Source organism: Sphingobacterium endophyticum, from assembly GCF_009733535.1.
Taxonomy (GTDB): Bacteria; Bacteroidota; Bacteroidia; order Sphingobacteriales; family Sphingobacteriaceae; genus Sphingobacterium; species Sphingobacterium endophyticum.
Genome location: NZ_SMMI01000011.1, coordinates 84,359 through 101,268, shown reverse-complemented (window position 1 = coordinate 101,268; position 16,910 = coordinate 84,359). Strand labels below are relative to the sequence as shown.

At 34.2% G+C, this 16,910-nt stretch carries 18 protein-coding genes; 9 read left to right on the top strand and 9 right to left on the bottom strand.

The window, feature by feature from the left end; genetic code table 11:
* Positions 1 to 58: 58 nt before the first annotated feature.
* Positions 59 to 352: a YgaP family membrane protein gene (locus E0Y80_RS14260; RefSeq protein WP_156308345.1), complete on the top strand. Its 294-nt coding sequence runs from the start codon at positions 59 to 61 to the stop codon at positions 350 to 352.
* A gap of 66 nt (positions 353 to 418) precedes the next feature.
* On the top strand, positions 419 to 1,102 hold the full coding sequence (locus tag E0Y80_RS14255) for an SIR2 family NAD-dependent protein deacylase (protein WP_156308344.1): 684 nt from the start codon (positions 419 to 421) through the stop codon (positions 1,100 to 1,102).
* A gap of 187 nt (positions 1,103 to 1,289) precedes the next feature.
* Here the strand turns inward: E0Y80_RS14255 and E0Y80_RS14250 are convergent, their stop codons facing one another.
* Both E0Y80_RS14250 and gdhA read right to left on the bottom strand, forming a co-directional pair.
* Positions 1,290 to 1,535, bottom strand: coding sequence for a hypothetical protein (locus tag E0Y80_RS14250; protein ID WP_156308343.1), 246 nt, complete (start codon positions 1,533 to 1,535; stop codon positions 1,290 to 1,292).
* Between the two features lie 74 nt (positions 1,536 to 1,609).
* A complete protein-coding gene (gene gdhA / locus E0Y80_RS14245; protein WP_156308342.1) occupies positions 1,610 to 2,944 on the bottom strand; it encodes an NADP-specific glutamate dehydrogenase in 1,335 nt (444 codons plus the stop codon).
* A 107-nt stretch (positions 2,945 to 3,051) separates the two neighbouring features.
* On the opposite strand from gdhA, the gene E0Y80_RS14240 reads away from it, so the two are divergent.
* Positions 3,052 to 4,074 (top strand): D-cysteine desulfhydrase family protein, encoded by a 1,023-nt coding sequence (locus E0Y80_RS14240; RefSeq protein WP_156308341.1) that lies wholly within the window; start codon positions 3,052 to 3,054, stop codon positions 4,072 to 4,074.
* Positions 4,075 to 4,108: 34 nt separating this feature from the next.
* Positions 4,109 to 5,017, top strand: coding sequence for a sugar phosphate isomerase/epimerase family protein (locus tag E0Y80_RS14235; protein ID WP_156308340.1), 909 nt, complete (start codon positions 4,109 to 4,111; stop codon positions 5,015 to 5,017).
* Positions 5,018 to 5,049: 32 nt separating this feature from the next.
* Here E0Y80_RS14235 and E0Y80_RS14230 read toward each other — a convergent pair whose 3' ends face one another.
* Genes E0Y80_RS14230 through bla form a run of 3 tightly spaced genes read right to left on the bottom strand, consistent with a single transcriptional unit; the run spans position 5,050 to position 7,058 of the window.
* Complete coding sequence (locus E0Y80_RS14230; protein ID WP_156308339.1) at positions 5,050 to 5,541, bottom strand: YfbM family protein; 492 nt, start codon at positions 5,539 to 5,541, stop codon at positions 5,050 to 5,052.
* A 37-nt stretch (positions 5,542 to 5,578) separates the two neighbouring features.
* Complete coding sequence (locus E0Y80_RS14225; protein ID WP_156308338.1) at positions 5,579 to 6,139, bottom strand: DUF4256 domain-containing protein; 561 nt, start codon at positions 6,137 to 6,139, stop codon at positions 5,579 to 5,581.
* Between the two features lies 1 nt (position 6,140).
* Entirely contained in the window at positions 6,141 to 7,058 is a 918-nt protein-coding gene (bla, locus tag E0Y80_RS14220; RefSeq protein ID WP_156308337.1) for a class A beta-lactamase, read from the bottom strand.
* Between the two features lie 207 nt (positions 7,059 to 7,265).
* Here bla and E0Y80_RS14215 point away from each other — a divergent pair, with 207 nt between their 5' ends.
* On the top strand, positions 7,266 to 8,870 hold the full coding sequence (locus E0Y80_RS14215; protein WP_156308336.1) for a M60 family metallopeptidase: 1,605 nt from the start codon (positions 7,266 to 7,268) through the stop codon (positions 8,868 to 8,870).
* 57 nt (positions 8,871 to 8,927) lie between these two features.
* On the opposite strand, the gene E0Y80_RS14210 is transcribed toward E0Y80_RS14215, so the two are convergent.
* Both E0Y80_RS14210 and E0Y80_RS14205 read right to left on the bottom strand, forming a co-directional pair.
* Positions 8,928 to 10,460 (bottom strand): SulP family inorganic anion transporter, encoded by a 1,533-nt coding sequence (locus E0Y80_RS14210; RefSeq protein WP_156308335.1) that lies wholly within the window; start codon positions 10,458 to 10,460, stop codon positions 8,928 to 8,930.
* Positions 10,461 to 10,520: 60 nt separating this feature from the next.
* Positions 10,521 to 11,249 carry a DUF2711 family protein gene (locus tag E0Y80_RS14205; protein WP_156308334.1) on the bottom strand — a complete coding sequence of 243 codons (729 nt, stop codon included), beginning with the start codon at positions 11,247 to 11,249 and terminating at the stop codon, positions 10,521 to 10,523.
* 296 nt (positions 11,250 to 11,545) lie between these two features.
* On the opposite strand from E0Y80_RS14205, the gene E0Y80_RS14200 reads away from it, so the two are divergent.
* The 4 genes from E0Y80_RS14200 to E0Y80_RS14185 all read left to right on the top strand — a co-directional run bounded on the left by E0Y80_RS14200 (position 11,546) and on the right by E0Y80_RS14185 (position 14,310).
* Positions 11,546 to 12,316, top strand: a complete 771-nt coding sequence (locus tag E0Y80_RS14200; protein WP_156308333.1) for a methyltransferase domain-containing protein — start codon at positions 11,546 to 11,548, stop codon at positions 12,314 to 12,316.
* A 17-nt stretch (positions 12,317 to 12,333) separates the two neighbouring features.
* Complete coding sequence (locus E0Y80_RS14195) at positions 12,334 to 12,951, top strand: FMN-binding negative transcriptional regulator (protein ID WP_156308332.1); 618 nt, start codon at positions 12,334 to 12,336, stop codon at positions 12,949 to 12,951.
* A gap of 411 nt (positions 12,952 to 13,362) precedes the next feature.
* Positions 13,363 to 13,845 (top strand): GNAT family N-acetyltransferase, encoded by a 483-nt coding sequence (locus tag E0Y80_RS14190; protein ID WP_156308331.1) that lies wholly within the window; start codon positions 13,363 to 13,365, stop codon positions 13,843 to 13,845.
* Between the two features lie 93 nt (positions 13,846 to 13,938).
* Positions 13,939 to 14,310: a hypothetical protein gene (locus E0Y80_RS14185; protein ID WP_156308330.1), complete on the top strand. Its 372-nt coding sequence runs from the start codon at positions 13,939 to 13,941 to the stop codon at positions 14,308 to 14,310.
* Between the two features lie 438 nt (positions 14,311 to 14,748).
* Here E0Y80_RS14185 and E0Y80_RS14180 read toward each other — a convergent pair whose 3' ends face one another.
* Together E0Y80_RS14180 and cysD are read right to left on the bottom strand one after the other, a co-directional pair.
* Positions 14,749 to 15,990 (bottom strand): sulfate adenylyltransferase subunit 1, encoded by a 1,242-nt coding sequence (locus E0Y80_RS14180; protein WP_156308329.1) that lies wholly within the window; start codon positions 15,988 to 15,990, stop codon positions 14,749 to 14,751.
* 24 nt (positions 15,991 to 16,014) lie between these two features.
* A complete protein-coding gene (cysD, locus tag E0Y80_RS14175; protein WP_156308328.1) occupies positions 16,015 to 16,905 on the bottom strand; it encodes a sulfate adenylyltransferase subunit CysD in 891 nt (296 codons plus the stop codon).
* Positions 16,906 to 16,910: the final 5 nt, after the last annotated feature.

Genomic DNA, 16,910 nt, shown 5'->3' with positions numbered 1-16,910 from the left:
ACTGGAAACATTTTATATTTTCAATCGTTATATTGTAAAGGATTAAATTTCGAAAATTATGAGCGGTATTTTAAATTTTGCAATCGACAAAGTAAAGGAAAAACTAGATGAATCTTGCGAGTATGGAAACGTAGGAACATCAGAACGAATATTATCTGTAATTGCCGGTGGTTTTATACTGGGTATGGGGGCTAAAAAATTATTTAAAAACCCAATAACAGCATTTTCTGGAATTACTTTAGGAGGTGCTTTAATCTTTAGAGGAGTGACTGGAAGTTGCCCTATTAAAGAGGCTATTGAAGGAAAACAGCCTGAGGCCACAGTTATAGAACACAGGTATTTCGTAAAATAATATTCACTCTTATATTTATAATCGGTTTCATTATTAATGAAGCCGATTTTTTTTAATCAATATTTTATGAAAAGAATTGTTGTATTCACCGGCGCTGGAATTTCTGTTGAAAGTGGGTTGCCCACATTCAGAGGTTCTGACGGTTTATGGGAAGGTCATCGCATCGAAGACGTAGCAACCCCCGAAACATGGAGCCGTAATCCTGAATTGGTGCAAAGTTTTTATAACAAGAGGCGTACAGATTGCCTTGCTGCAAATCCTAATAAAGCACATCACAAATTAGCGGAGTTAGAGAAAGATTTCGATGTACACATTATAACCCAAAACATTGATGACCTTCATGAGCGTGCAGGGAGTAAAAATGTGATCCATCTACATGGCCAAATCAGAAAATCTCAATCCTCAATTGACCCAAATCTTATTTATGATATTGAGGGCGATAAGATTGATATGGGAGATAATTGTGAATTGGGCTCACAGCTTAGACCTCATGTTGTTTGGTTTGGTGAACCAGTACCTATGATGAATGAAGCATACAAGTTGGCCAAGTCTGCTGATGTCTTTGTGACTATTGGAACTTCATTGCAAGTTTATCCTGCGGCTAATCTTATATATGAAACTAAACCTGATTGTAAATTAATTTTAATTGATCCGAATGCTGAACAATATCATGTGCCACCGGTAGTCGTAAAAATTTCCGAAAAAGCAAGTGTAGGCGTGGATTATTTGGCGAAGCTTATTGCCAAATAAAATTTTGTACATAACAATATGTGTATTGTAAATCAGATAATTATGATGTTTATATAAACATATATTTTATAAAATGATTAAACTGAATGAATAAAAAAAAGGCTCAAACAAAATTTTATTTTGTTTGAGCCTTTTGTGTTTTATAATAAATTAAAAATGAAGTATTTATGTATTTTAATTCAATCTATTATTGATACTTGTTGTAAGTTTCAATAATTGCTGATCTCATTTGAGAAAATAGGTCCAAAACCTTTTTTAAAAATTCTTCATCAAGCATTTCGAAGACTCCATTAACTCCTCCAACTACATCTACTTCCGCAATTTTATAAGATTGCTCTAAAGTTCCTTGTTCAAACTTAATAATGAATTTTTGATTCATGCCAAAGATTGTAATCTTACAATCTGGATGTGGAAGTTCTGCTAAAACACGCATAATATGTCAGTTAATAAATAAAAAAGTTCTGGTCAATTAAGACCAGAACTTCAAAAATATAAATTATTACTATTCTAAACGACTCCTTGTGCTTTCATTGCTTCTGCGACTTTAATAAAACCGCCAATGTTAGCTCCTCTAAGGTAATTTACATACCCTGTAGGTTCTTTACCAAATCTTACACATGTTTTATGAATATTCTCCATAATTAGCTTCAACCGATGATCAACCTTCTCATGTGACCATTGTTGTCCTATTGCATTTTGTGACATCTCTAAACCTGATACCGCAACGCCGCCTGCATTTGCCGCTTTTCCAGGACCGAAATGAATCTTAGCCTGAAGATAAACTTTAATAGCCTCTGCCGTAGATGGCATGTTTGCACCTTCAGCAACTATTGTACATCCATTCTTTACTAATTTTTTAGCATCAGCCTCATTGATCTCATTTTGTGTCGCACATGGTAATGCTATATCACATTTAAACTGCCAAGGATTTTCCTTTGCATGGTAACTTGCTGAACTGTATTTCTTAGCATATTTCGCCAAATCCCGACCTAAAGTTGCTATAAATGTTAACTTTTCTAAGGTAAATCCTTCCTTATCATAGATGGTTCCTTGACTATTTGAAAGGGTAATAACTTTAGCTCCTAGTTGAATTGCTTTTTCTGCTGCATAATACGCAACATTGCCAGCTCCGGAGATACTGATCGTTTTTCCTTCAATAGTTTCGTTGTTATAATCTAAAACACATTGAACAAAATATAGTAAGCCATATCCAGTTGCTTCAGGACGAATATAAGAACCGCCCCATTGTGTGCCTTTTCCTGTTAATACGCCTGAAAAATTATTCTGTAATCTTTTATACTGACCAAATAAATAGCCTATTTCTCTTGTTCCAACTCCAATATCACCTGCCGGAACATCTGTTTCAGATCCGATATGTCGCTGTAGCTCTGTCATAAAACTTTGGCAGAAACGCATAATCTCATTGTCTGATTTTCCTTTTGGATCAAAATCTGAACCACCTTTTCCTCCGCCAATTGGAAGTCCTGTCAAACTATTTTTAAATACCTGCTCAAAGGCTAGGAATTTCAAAATGCTAAGATTAACATCGGGTGCAAACCTTAAGCCGCCTTTATAAGGACCAATCGCTGAGTTCATTTGAACACGATAGCCTCGGTTTACTTGAATTTGATTTTGATCGTCTAACCATGCTACACGGAATGAAACCACTCGCTCGGGCTCAACCATTCGCTCAAGTATCTTCAAATCAACAAAATCAGTTCTATTTTCTACGATATAAGGAATTAAATCCTCTACAACCTCTGTAACTGCTTGTAGAAATTCAGGCTCATTTGGATTACGCTGATCTACTTGCTTAATGAAATTCTTAAAATTAAGAGACATTTATTGATAAATAATTATATGATTCACCGCAATATTACCAAAAATATCATAAAAATGCCAATATTTTAGCTTTTTAATTCCTACTATTAATTTCCTAATTTTATTTTATGAAAGATATTCAAACCTTCGATGCACTTTTAATTAAAAATGGTTACAATCGTATTTCCCTAATGAATCAGGAGACTCCTTTAGTGCACCTCAGACATTTGAGTAAAGAATTAGATACAGAAATTTTTATAAAAAGGGATGACCTTTCCGAATTGGGGACAGGTGGAAATAAATTAAGAAAATTGGAATTTTTATTAGCTGAAGCCAAATCCCAAAGGGCAAACCGGATCATAACAGTAGGGGCAAGACAATCCAACCATGCCCGCTTAACGGCAATTACTGCAAAAATGATGGGGTTTGAAGTGGACCTTGTTCTTAAGAATTCTGTTCCATTGGATACTGAAAGTTATCAACTAAATGGAAATCTTGTCCTTGATAATATAGTGGATGCCAATATACATGAAATCCCTAATGATGGAACTGCATCAACCTTTATATCTAATTTAGCAAAACACTATGCTTCGGAAGGAGAGACCGTCTACATCATTCCAGTAGGAGGGTCAAATACCATTGGTGGATTGGGGTATGCAAGGGCTGCCTATCAAATAGAAAACCAAGCTTCTGAATTGGGATTGGATTTTCAACATATCGCACTTGCGAGTGGTTCTGGCGGTACCCATGCAGGATTGGTTGCAGGCTATCTGATTATGGAAAAGAAAATGTTTATTCATGCATATAATGTACAGCATGAAAGAGAACCTCTTCTTAGAGAAACTCATGACATTACAAATCAAATATTGGATATTTTTCATTTGAAAAATCAATTTGCTAGTCTAAATGACTATTTGTTAAGTAATGAATATGTTGGGGAAGCTTATGGCATACCTAATGAAGAAACTTTGAAAACGATAAAACACCTGGCTAAAACTGAGGGTATTATCCTTGACCCTGTATATACCGGAAAAGCATTTACCGGCCTTGTACATGATATCAAAAAAGGAAAATTCCCAAAAGGCAAACCTATATTATTTATTCATACCGGCGGAACTGCCGGCGTATTTGCATATAGCAATTGGTTTTAATTCCATATATTTAACAACTAAACCTTTTATTAACATGTTACGTAAAGATTTCATCAAGTCAATCAGTATCCTAGGAGCAGCAAGTTATTTTTCCAATTCATTGGCATATGCAACAGATATTTCTTCAAATCCTGTTAAAATAAAAAAAGGATTAGGCTATTATATGATCAAAGAAGAACTCTCTGTTCTTGATAAATTTAAACTTGTAAAGGATTTGGGATTTGATGGAATTGAATTTAATAGTCCATTGGAAATCCCTATCCAAGAATTATTAAATGCAAGGGAAAAAACAGGCATTGAAATCCCATCTACCGTCAACAAGGATCATTGGGGCAAACCTTTATCTGATCCCGATCCCGCAGTTCGCAATTTTACGATTGAATCAGTTGCAAAATCTCTTCAACAAACTAAGGAGCTAGGAGGGGACACCGTTTTAGTAGTGCCGGGAGTTGTTAGTGATACTGTTTCCTACAAAACTGCTTATGATAATGCACTTGATTCTATCAAAAGGCTTATTCCTCATGCTGAAAAGACCGGAATTAAAATTGGAATTGAAAATGTATGGAATAACTTGATTTTAAGCCCTGTTGAAGCAAAAGAATTTTTAGATAAGATTAATCATCCTTTAGTTGGTTGGTATTTTGACTTGGGAAATATCCTTCGATATGGATGGCCTGAACACTGGCTAGAAATATTAGGCGATAAAGTCTTTAAACTACATGTCAAAGAATTTAGCAAAAAAATTATGAACGAACAGGGACTAGGGAAGGGGTTTGGCGTTGAATTAACCGAAGGTGATGTTAATTGGTCTAAGGTGATGAAGACTATTAATGATATTGATTATAAGGGTGAATATATGACTTTGGAAGTTGGTTCTGGTGATCGTATTTTTTTAAAGAAAGTTTCCGAACAATTAGACCGCATTATACAAATGAAATTATAGGAAACTTCCTTTGCTTGAATTGAGTTTTATGATTAATTGATAATGATTACGATTCCTTCATTAGCCCAGGCCGCATGCTGGTAAAAACTCTGCAGTTTAACAAAATATTCTCGCAAATATTCAAATGCATGCGCATCCTCCCATATTTCGGGATATACATTAAGTTCTGCCATTTTATGTGGATTAAAACTTAATAATAGCATCTCCAGGTCTATGAATTTAATTTTCTCATTTAAACTTTTTACGGCTTGGGAATCAATATACCTTGCGGGGCCATATCCAAAATCTTGATTCTCGTCGATATCAAGCATTCCTGTTATAACTGCCGAAAGTGGATGCTCATGTTTGGAGATAGAATTTCCTGTCAATAGAAAATGTATTCCATCCCAAGCCTTGTCAATATCCAATTGTGGAACTTCAGTAAGCTCATTTGAATAAAAGTCATCCTCCAATAATTGACTACTATTCAAGTAGGCTGCAATTTTTTCCATGGATACCCTGCGAAGGGTGCAATACATTCCCATAACCCAATTTTATATTAAATTTAAGAAAAAATTCTACTTAAACTTTAACTATACCTCGGAATCCTCTTGCAGCATAATAGGATTCAGCTCCATTATGATAAGTAAATACTCGTCCAAACCGAAAATCTCCAAAAATTGCACCCCCTAAGTCTCTAATCTCAGAATTGGTCTCCAACCAACTAGATGTCTTTAAATCAAAATTTCCTAACGATTGTAATGCAGCATATTCTTCTTCATTCAATATTTTAATCCCCATCTCTTTTGCCAATTGAATGGCTGAGTTTTTTGGTTTATGCTCCTTCCTTGATTCTAATGCATCCTGATCATAACATAGACTCCTGCGTCCTTTGGGGCTTTCTGCTGAACAGTCAATAAAAATTATTTCATCATTATCATAAATGGAAACAACATCTGGCTCTCCCTCGGTTTCTTCCATTTCATTAATGGCTAAAAGTTTCTCCGGAGATTTCAACAGTTTTTGATGGATATCATCCCATTTCATCCCATTATGCCGATGCATGTTTTTCTCAAATCGTTTCTTTAAAATTTCAAGAAGCTCTATACGCCTAGTTTCGTCCAAGTATGTTTGATTTTTCATATCATTTTTTCTTATTCGAATTTACAACAAAATAGTCATAAGCTGCTTTGGAAACCTTAGCAATAATTTCGGCACTTCTCGGTTCTGTTTCTTTTGAATCTGTTACATAAACAGAAATATAGAACACTTCTCCATTCGGAAGAGACACAACTCCAATATCATTGACAGCTGCAATGACTTGAGTTGTTTTATTGACACCTGAATAGCCCGTTTTGTGGGCAACGACTGTGCCTTGTGGTAATAATCCTTTAATTCTGTTCCGTCCTGTACTTGTTGAACGCATGGTATCCCATAGAAATTTATAAGATGCCTCAGATAGCTGTTGCTTGGAATTTTTATAATAATCAAATAATATTTTATTGGAGGTTTTTACTTTAGTCCAATTGTCAAATTGTAAATCCCAGTTGGCCTGCTGAATTTCCTCAATCAATTTTATAGAAAGATCTTGATAGCCTTGATCATCAAAATATTTCTGAACAAAATCAGGACCTCCTAATAATTCGAAAAGAATATCACAACCCACATTATCACTTTCTGCTATGGTATAACGCAGCACTTCATGTAAAGGTAGGGTAGTGCCATTCGGATATTTATCCTTGATTGGGCTGTACATATCTGTTGTGACTGATTTTTTAGATATGCTAATGGGTTGGTCTAAAGTCAATTTACCTTGATCAACTTGATCCAAAATTACAATCCCTAAATGAAATTTATATGTGCTCTGTAATGGAAATGGATGCTCCGAATTAATTAGGATACTTTCAGAAAAATCATTATTGTTAATCGCAACACCAACTTTGGCGTCATAATTTGATAGTATAGCATTTATTTTTGATTCAAGATTTGCTTTGTCTTGTCCAAAGGATATTTGACAGGCTAAAAGAATAAGGAGGGTAAGTGAACTTAGTTTTTGGATCATATTAATTAGGATATGTATTTTTTATTTATCAACGGTCTGATTAAAAAATTTATTGTAATTCAAAAAATCATTTTTATGCAAAGTAAATTTTACTCAAACGTTTGCATCTTCAATTAAGCCCTGTTATAGCTATTTGATAGTTTTCAAAGACTTTTAAGATAATAAATTAACTGTATTTTAGGCCTTATTCCAGAATCAATTATTATTATGAAAAAAAATCTTTTATCATTTAGTTTAGCAATTTTATTAAGTTCTTGTGCCTTTTCTCAGAGTGCAGAAGACCTTCATCAAGTTTATTCCGACTTAACAATTTTTCAAGATGGTTTAGCGAGTAACCTAAAGAAAGGCGTAAATAAAAAGCAAATTAATACAATTAAAAACGAAGACATCAAAATCTTGGCGCAAGAACTACTTGCAGGAAAGAAAATTGACAGTTATAAATTTGCAACCTTTAATGCTTTACTCTCACCAAAAACCTTAGGACAAGAATTGAGTATTGGCGATGGTTATAGTAAATATGAAAATATTACGGGTGTTTACCTTCCTATTGGAAAACATATTGTCATTGCTGATGGAATAATAGAGGGAAAGGATATTAAATTAGTCGTGCCCAATTGGATGCGGAAGGCTCCAAACCCAGATGATCCTACAAAAGACCCAAAAGGATGGGGAATTGAAAAAAAGGAATTCAAGCTTAGAAATGGCGTAAATATTATTGATTTGGAGGATTTTGGTAGTCTTGCTTACATCAACTATTTTTCAGACCAACCAGAAAAGGAAAGCCCTATTAAAATTCACTTCATTTCTGGTAAAGTAAACGGTTACTTTGATATCAATAAACATTCTGATGCCGATTGGAATGCTTTTATCGATCATGCCGTTTTTCCTATCCTTGACGCTAAAGGTAAACATATACAGACCGCCTATCCCGTAGAAGCCTTGAAAAATTATGCCTATGGAAGAGGTAAAGAACTTATCAGCAACTATGACTCATTAGTTTACAGACAACACCGCTTAATGGGTCTGGAAAAATATAATAAAGTTCCAAAAAATAAGATTTTAGCTCGTGTAAACTATAACTATTATATGTTTAGGGATGGAGATGGAGTTGCTTACATGGGTGATAAACAAGGATATGCCATGAAAATGGTTGTTGATCCTAGTTCAGTGATCAAAGGAGATCCTTGTTGGGGCTTTAGCCATGAAGTAGGTCATGTGCACCAAACATCTCCAATGTTAAGTTGGGGTGGCCTTGGTGAAGTGAGCAACAATATTTATTCGCTGTATGTGATGAGATCTTTCGGAAATAAATCAAGGATTTTGGAACAAGATAACTTCAATAAGGCCAAAGCTAATATTATTGATAAAAAAATATCTTACCTACAAGATCCAGACGTATTCAATAGATTAGTTCCTTTTTGGCAATTGCAGCTTTATTTTGAAGGAGCCGGCCAACAACCTGATTTTTACCCAGATTTGTTTGAAAAATTAAGAAATCAAAATGTTAACAATAGACCTTCCAGACAAAAAATTAGAGAAAGATGGGGCCGCGAGGCTGCTGTGGTTGAAAGAAACCCTGCTGTACATCAATTGAATTTTGTGAAAACTGCCTGTGAAGTTTCTCAAACTGATTTAACTGAATTCTTCGACAAGTATGGATTTTTCCACGTAGGAGAGATGGAATACGACGATTATGGAGACTTCAAATACAAAATGACCAAAGAAATGGTGGATGAATGTAGGAATGCAATCAAAGCGATGAATCTAGCAAAGCCAAAAGTTGATATCTCATCCTTATCTGACAAGATTTAATCACTAACTATCAATATTATGAAAGCAGGCATATCTAATTATGCCTGTTTTTTTTTATCACTTTGGCATTACTTTATAAGTCGGATCATCTTCAATATCTACCTCTATAAAACCCTTTGCTTGGTCCAATAGTCTTACGCAATCCGGACTGAGATGTCTTAATGTTACCTTCTTATTTAGATCTTGGTATTTGTGAATTAGTTTTTTCAATATTTCTATCGCAGACATATCCACAACTCTAGATTCCTTGAAATCGATTATGATATGATCTGGATCTTCATTAATATCAAACTTATCCATGAAATTTCTTGTTGATCCAAAAAATAGCGGACCATAAATTTCATAGACCTTAATACCATTTTCATCGGTTGATTTTCTTGCCCGAATCCTTTTTGCATTATCCCATGCGAAGACTAAGGCTGATACGATAACTCCTACAAATACTGCCAACGCCAAATTATGGAGTGCTACCGTTATGGCTGCAACCAAAATACCTACCAAAACATCCGATTTCGGCATTTTAGTTAATAGTCTTAAGAAACCCCATTGGAAAGTTGAAATAGCAACCATCATCATGACACCTACCAATGCTGCCATTGGTATTTGCTCAATAACTGGTCCTCCTACAAGAATAACAAATAGAATTCCCAAGGCACCTACAACAGCTGAAATCCTCGTTCTGGCTCCAGCATTTATATTTACTAAAGTTTGTGCAACCATTGCACAGCCTCCCATACCAGCAAAAAATCCATTCACTATATTTGCCGTTCCTTGTGCCATAGCTTCTTGGTTAGAACTTCCTTTTGTATTTGTGATTTCATCAACCATATTCAACGTTAATAAAGATTCAATCAAACCAACTGCCGCCATAACTGAAGCATATGGAAATATAATTTTTAAGGTTTCAAGATTAAAAGGAACTTCTGGTATATGAAAGGAGGGAAATGCCCCACTAACTTTGGCTATGTCTATAACTTTCTTAGTATCAATATTAAAGAAGTACACCAAGGCAAAAGTAACAATGATGGCAATTAAGGAAGCTGGAATAGCTTTCGTAATCTTAGGAAATATCAAAACGGTAAGTACCGTTAGAATGGTCAATCCCAACATTACATAGAGTGCTGAACCGGTCATCCAAGTTTCTATTCCATCCTGTATAATCTTAAACTGCTTGACTTGGGCCATAAAGATAATAATCGCCAAACCGTTTAAAAATCCGTACATCACCGGTTGAGGAATTAATCGTACAAATTTCCCAAGCTTAAATGCGCCCACCAGGATTTGGAATACCCCTGCAAGTGCTACAGCAGCAAAAAGGTATTCTACACCATGGGTTGAAGCAAGTGCAATTAAGACAACGACCGTAGCACCTGCACCTCCTGAAACCATTCCAGGACGTCCACCTAACAGTGCAGTCACAATACCCATCAAAAATGCAGCATATAGCCCCGTCAATGGACTCAAACCTGCTAGGATAGCAAAAGATAAAGATTCCGGTATCATAGTCATTGACACCGTTAATCCCGCTAAAATCTCATTCTTATAATTAATCTTCTCTTTGGAAAGTAAACTGATAGCTTGAAGCTTCATTAAAATTAAATTAGGGAAGCAAATATGATGTTTTACATCTAAAAATCTAAATAAAATCAGTTAGTCAAATTGATTTTCCTTTAAACTCCAATATATCTCAGTGTTTTTATTGGCATAAAATCCCTCAAGGCCCGCTTGCTCAACAATAAATTGAACATTTTCCTTATTGGAACAAATATAGGTCTGAAAGCTATCCCAATGGCAGGTAATTAGTATTTTCCGATCATAAGTGTATAAATTAGGCTCAAAAATGATCTGTCTGATATCATTAAATATATCCTCAATCCAAACCAATTCCATGGTATCTCCAAATTCTGATCCAACGCATATCCAATCATAACCCAATAGCTGTATGGCTTTCAAAATTGAATTGATCATACTATAGGGCACACTACCTTCACTTGGACTCATGATCTGATATTGATCAATCTTATCTAATAGAGCATCCTCAAGGTCTGTATTTTGGCTTAGGTTATTTAAACCGCCTATTGATGTCCTCAATGCAATATCGATTTCACCAAAAGTCTTTAGGTCGGTTTTATGAATGATTTCTGCCCAAGTAATCGATTTAGTGTGCTTTAGGATTCGTTGCTTAATACTTTCCTCAAATTTCTCATCCCAAAAGTTTTCCAATGTATAGCTGGAAGAATCAAAAATCTGAGCAAATGGATTTAATGAAATGAAAACAGTATCAAATATTCCTTCATAAAATTGTAGAATAGGAACATCGGGAGGAGCACAAATACTATGCTTATCCATAGGAGGGAGGACCCTTGCTTTTTCTTTCATATTTCTTTCTGATTACAGATATACTCAACATCCTAAGTTAATCATTTTACGATTTATTTTGTTATCGCAAAACTAATAAGCATGCTCAATAGGAATGATTTGTAGATTAAAATCAATTAAAAAAACAAAAATTTTAGGATCTACTTATGATTACCTTATGATGTACTTAAGATCAACTTTCCAATATAACCGTATAGAAAAGCAACAATCGGGATATGATGAACAAAATCACCGAAATTCTAATTATATTAATGCCAATAACATTCACATTTACTAAAATTAAATAGAGAAAAGCTATGCCTTGGGATCCAGAAATCTACAATCGTTATAAAGATATACGTTACAAACCCTTTTACGATCTTTTAGAATTGATCGATGAAGATGGAATTGAAAAAGGAATCGACCTTGGATGTGGCACAGGGGAACAAACAGCAATTATAACACATCGCTTTAAAAATGCTGAAATCATTGGAATTGATTCTTCAGCAGAAATGCTGGCTAAATCAAAAGAATACGAGAATAGAAGGCTAAAGTTCAAGTTAGAACCTATTGAGCAAACCATACTCTCTAAGGACAAATGGGATCTTGTATTTAGCAATGCTGCCCTACAATGGATTGACAATCATCAAGAGTTATTTCCACGAATAGTCAAATTATTAAAACCTAATGGCCAATTAGCCATACAGATGCCGGTACAAACAGAAAATGTTTTGAACAAGATCCTGTTGAAGTTAGTTCAAGAAGAACCTTATGCCAGTCAATTGAATCATTTTGTAAGGAATTCTCCTGTATTAACTATGGATGAATATGCTCAAATTCTATTTGAAAATGATTTAACAGATATTGAAATCTATCAAAAGGTTTATCCAATCATTGGAGAAACTGCAGATGACTTCTATGATTTCATAGCAGGCTCAGCAGTAATACCATATATAGAATTACTGAAAGGAGAGGAGAAGGAAGAATTTATTAAGGAATTCAAAAAAAGGATAGGGGAGCACTATAGAAAATTTCCAGCTATCTATGCATTCAAAAGAATCCTTATCTATGCTCGATTAAAGAGTTAAGAAATATTTATAATTATATGTACGTACCACAAGTTAATAAAATGGATGACCTGATTGAGATTTTAGATTTCATGAAGAGGTTTAGTTTTGCTTCCATAATTACGAATATAGACCATATTCCTGTAGCTACGCATCTTCCTTTTATTATAGAATCCCATCAGGATAAAATCATTATTACATCACATTTTGCAAAGGCAAACAGACAATGGCAACATGTAGCCTCAAATAATAATTTGATCATTTTTACGGAGCCACACGCTTACATTTCTCCTCAAAATTATTTGAATGAACAAAACGTTCCCACTTGGAACTATATTTCAATTCATGCCTATGGGAAAGCCGAACTAATTAAAGATGAAGAAGCAATATTCGATATATTAAAATCTACGATAAACTTTTATGAAAAAGATTATTTAACCCAATGGGATAATCTTCCTGAGGACTACAAAACCAATTTAATTAAGGGAATAGTTGCCTTTAGAATTGAGATTGATAAAATCGAAGGCAAGAAAAAGTTAAGTCAGAATCGGAAAGAAATAGAAAAGACCAACATCATTAATAGTTTGAGCCAAAGTAAATCAGGAGCTGATCAGCTCATTGCAGAATACATGAAAAACGAATCAGCATCGACATAATATTATAAATATTAATCATTCTAAAAGATGACCAGCAAAATCTGAATAAAAATCGGTAACGACAACTACATATAGTAAATAGAATATGTTAGTAAAATCTATTTAGTAATTAGTTCGGAATTCTTCAACCTTTTTCAGTTTGACAAAACATATTTATTAAGGTTTTATTCGTGTTTTGTTCGAGTTTTGCTCGTGTCTCGTCCACACCTTGTCCATTTTTAATCCGGAGCTCGTCCGCTTGTGAGCGGACCAAGTCCGGATAAAGTGTGGCTTAGGTGCGGACTATTCACGACTAAAACACGAACAAAACCTAACTTAAAGTCCTCTAAAACATTTAGAAATCCATACTTGGATACATAAAATTGCTATCATTCTTTTTCTGACTAACAAAATCTATTTAATTTTAAGGATATGCAGGAAATTGATCAAATAAAGCTGGTAAAGACAGAATTAAAGGATTTGGAAAGATTATTTGAATTCCAAAAGCAAAAAGAAGGAATATACCTTGCAGCATTTACAGCAAGTGATCCGGGTGATAAAGAAGCATATCTATCTAAATTTGAAAGAATACTCAAGGATCCTAAAATTCAGAACTATACCATTTTTTTAAACAATATAATAGTGGGTAGTATTGCAAAATTTCCTTTGGATGGAAAAATTGAAATTACATACTGGATAGATCGAGATTTATGGGGAAAAGGAATTGCATCAAAATCACTAGCTAAATTAATTGAAATGGATTCCGATAGACCAATTTATGGACGAGTAGCTTTTGATAATTTGGCTTCACAAAAAGTTCTTAAAAAATGCGGATTTATTCGAATTGCTGAAGACAAAGGTTTTGCGAATGCTAGACAAAAAGAAATTGTTGAATATATTTATCAGTTAAGTTAATTAATTATTTTAATTTTAAATTCGAAGGGGAAGAAAATATATATTTATTAGAATTTCAAAATAAAAATACATCCGTTTTACAAATTCACACAAATGAAAATACCTATTATACTTTTATGTACACTCATTGTTCAATCCTGTCAAATAAGCGATTTTGCTAAAAAGGATAAACATTCATTGTATTTAAATACAATAATACCAGCAAATTCGTCGCTTGATATTTCTACCCAAAACACCAAGTCGTTTTCATTTGATACAATAATTAAATCAAAAGGTGAGATTAAACTTAATATTAATAATCAAGATATTGTTATGGATATTGGCCATAAATATACTTTTGATGTTAAGGACGGACAAAAAGTTAAATTTATAAATCCATCAAACCATAGTAACACAATCAGTATTAGGATTTATAATCATTCTTCAAAAATCATTAAAAATATAGAAAAATTAAAACATGATTAGGTTGATTACAATTACTCATAATAGTAATATTCCTTATTAAAACAAACAATACTAAAATGTCAAATAATTTATATTATGTTAAATAGGTTTTTACAATATCCCTTCTATTAATTTTCAAACCCAAACAAAACCAGTCCTTTTTAATCAAAATCTATAGCCCTTCTTTCAGCTAAGAATAATTCAATTTAATTTAAAACCCAGAACAAACAAATTAAAAAAACCTGCACAATCCTTAGCCAAAACCATTAACAAAAAAACGTGAACAAGATTTGCTCACGCTTTTAAATTATTCTTTATCCAATTTTTATTTCAATCAAATTATTCCAAATCTTAATCATCCTGTATTTCTACGAATCCTTATTCACTTGATCTTATAATCTTATAGTCCTGTTCGAATAATTAACACCCTGATCTTCCCAATCCTATAATCCTATAATCCTATAATCCTGTCATTAGAGCGGCTGCAACTGTCAAATTTGTCCTAGGATCAATTATAATTGCTCTTGAATTTTCTGGAAAATCATTTTGATAATCAAATACTAATTCATCGGCGGATTTAATTAATACACGACCTATATCATTTAAGCCGATAGATTGATTATACAATTGTTCTTGGCTGTGTACATCATATTTATAAAGAATCTCAGAAATCTTGATTTTACTCACTTTAGAGTGCGTTTGAAGTAAATAGATCTGACTAGGATCCAATTCTTTATTTTCAAACCAAGAAATATTAGCTTCGAATGATTTATCGGTTTTGGCAGGATGATTTGCACTGACGATAAAATCACCTCTTGAGATATCTATATCATCATCCAAATGCACAATTACTGAAGATCCATTATGGGCTTCTTCAAGGTTTTTTTCTGCAAATTCAATAGCTTTAACCTTTGATTTATAGCCATTTGGCAGAACCAACACCTCTTCTCCTACCTTTAGCCCCTCTCCTAACACTCTACCTGCATAGCCTCTATAGTCATGTAAATCAGAGCTTTGAGGACGAATTACCCATTGTACAGGGAATCTCCAGCCTTGATTTGTTGCTTCTTCAAACTCAATTTCTTCCAAGTAAGTTAATAATGAGGCACCATGGTACCAAGGCATTCTTTGAGAATGCTGCACGATATTGTCGCCCTTTAACGCAGAAACTGGAATAAAATCCACATCCTTCAAGCCTAATTTTTCAGCTAAAGCCAAGTAATCAGTCTTAATATTCTCAAATACAGCGAGTTCATAATCGACCATATCCATTTTGTTGACACATACCAAGACTTTTTTGAGACCAAGTATTTTGGCAATAAATGAATGTCTTTTGGTTTGTTCAATAACTCCTTTTCGAGCATCGATTAAGATGATAATCAAATCAGAGTTTGAGGCACCAGTTACCATGTTTCTGGTATATTGAATATGTCCAGGAGCATCGGCTATGATAAATTTCCTTTTTTCGGTTTGGAAATACTTGTATGCGACATCAATCGTAATACCTTGCTCCCGTTCAGCTTTTAAGCCATCGGTAAGAATAGCTAGGTCAATTGTGCCATCATCATTCTTTCGATTAGCTTTTTGGATGGCTTCCAATTGATCGTCTAGAATAGAATTTGTATCATATAAAAGTCTGCCGATTAGTGTGCTTTTACCATCGTCTACTGATCCAGCAGTTAAAAATTTCAAAATGTTCATTCTCTCGTTCCTCCTCAAATAAATTTAAAAATACCCCTGTTTTTTACGGTCTTCCATAGCTGCTTCAGAGACTTTATCATCAAGTCTAGCGCCACGTTCACTTACTGTGGAAGCTTTAATTTCATCGATGATATCATCTAATTCAGTTGCAATTGAATCTACAGCTGCCGTACAGGTCATGTCACCAACAGTTCTGAATCTTACCGATTTATGTTCTACAACATCATCATTATCAATTTGAAGAACAGGATCAGCAGCCATCCATTGACCGTTTCGGAAAACTACATCTCTTTTATGAGAAAAATAGATGGAAGGCAAAGCAATGTTTTCTCTTTTAATATAATTCCAGACATCAAGTTCAGTCCAGTTTGAGATAGGGAAAACGCGGACATTTTCGCCTTTTTGGATTTTGCCATTGAAGATATTCCACAATTCAGGGCGTTGCCTTTTGGGATCCCACTGGCCAAAATCATCCCTTACGGAAAAAATTCTTTCTTTCGCACGAGCTTTTTCTTCATCTCTACGGGCACCCCCAATGCAGGCATCGAAGCCATATTTCTCGATGGTATCCAATAAGGTAACAGTCTGCAGGGCATTTCTGCTGGCATTTTTACCTTTTTGCTCGACTGCTTTGCCAGCATCGATACTATCCTGCACATAGCCAACGATCAGCTTCTCTCCGATTTCGTTGATCAGCCAATCTCTAAATTCTATTGTTTCAGGAAAGTTATGCCCAGTATCGATATGAACCAATGGAAAAGGGAATTTTCCAGGTCTAAATGCTTTTTTTGCTAAATGAACTAAAGTAATCGAATCTTTGCCACCTGAGAATAAAAGTGCTGGATTTTCAAACTGTCCTGCCACTTCACGTAAAATGTAAATGGCCTCTGCCTCTAAATGATCTAAGTAATCCATTTTGT

Coding starts and splice junctions, on each gene's coding strand:
- E0Y80_RS14260 (WP_156308345.1), top strand. CDS start 59: ATGAGCGGTATTTTAAATTTTGCAATCGACAAAGTAAAGGAAAAACTA.
- E0Y80_RS14250 (WP_156308343.1), bottom strand. CDS start 1,535: ATGCGTGTTTTAGCAGAACTTCCACATCCAGATTGTAAGATTACAATC.
- E0Y80_RS14195 (WP_156308332.1), top strand. CDS start 12,334: ATGTACGTACCACAAGTTAATAAAATGGATGACCTGATTGAGATTTTA.
- E0Y80_RS14225 (WP_156308338.1), bottom strand. CDS start 6,139: ATGAAAAATCAAACATACTTGGACGAAACTAGGCGTATAGAGCTTCTT.
- E0Y80_RS14190 (WP_156308331.1), top strand. CDS start 13,363: ATGCAGGAAATTGATCAAATAAAGCTGGTAAAGACAGAATTAAAGGAT.
- E0Y80_RS14210 (WP_156308335.1), bottom strand. CDS start 10,460: ATGAAGCTTCAAGCTATCAGTTTACTTTCCAAAGAGAAGATTAATTAT.
- E0Y80_RS14240 (WP_156308341.1), top strand. CDS start 3,052: ATGAAAGATATTCAAACCTTCGATGCACTTTTAATTAAAAATGGTTAC.
- E0Y80_RS14230 (WP_156308339.1), bottom strand. CDS start 5,541: ATGGGAATGTATTGCACCCTTCGCAGGGTATCCATGGAAAAAATTGCA.
- cysD (WP_156308328.1), bottom strand. CDS start 16,905: ATGGATTACTTAGATCATTTAGAGGCAGAGGCCATTTACATTTTACGT.
- E0Y80_RS14215 (WP_156308336.1), top strand. CDS start 7,266: ATGAAAAAAAATCTTTTATCATTTAGTTTAGCAATTTTATTAAGTTCT.
- E0Y80_RS14205 (WP_156308334.1), bottom strand. CDS start 11,249: ATGAAAGAAAAAGCAAGGGTCCTCCCTCCTATGGATAAGCATAGTATT.
- bla (WP_156308337.1), bottom strand. CDS start 7,058: ATGATCCAAAAACTAAGTTCACTTACCCTCCTTATTCTTTTAGCCTGT.
- E0Y80_RS14235 (WP_156308340.1), top strand. CDS start 4,109: ATGTTACGTAAAGATTTCATCAAGTCAATCAGTATCCTAGGAGCAGCA.
- E0Y80_RS14200 (WP_156308333.1), top strand. CDS start 11,546: ATGCCTTGGGATCCAGAAATCTACAATCGTTATAAAGATATACGTTAC.
- E0Y80_RS14185 (WP_156308330.1), top strand. CDS start 13,939: ATGAAAATACCTATTATACTTTTATGTACACTCATTGTTCAATCCTGT.
- gdhA (WP_156308342.1), bottom strand. CDS start 2,944: ATGTCTCTTAATTTTAAGAATTTCATTAAGCAAGTAGATCAGCGTAAT.
- E0Y80_RS14255 (WP_156308344.1), top strand. CDS start 419: ATGAAAAGAATTGTTGTATTCACCGGCGCTGGAATTTCTGTTGAAAGT.
- E0Y80_RS14180 (WP_156308329.1), bottom strand. CDS start 15,990: ATGAACATTTTGAAATTTTTAACTGCTGGATCAGTAGACGATGGTAAA.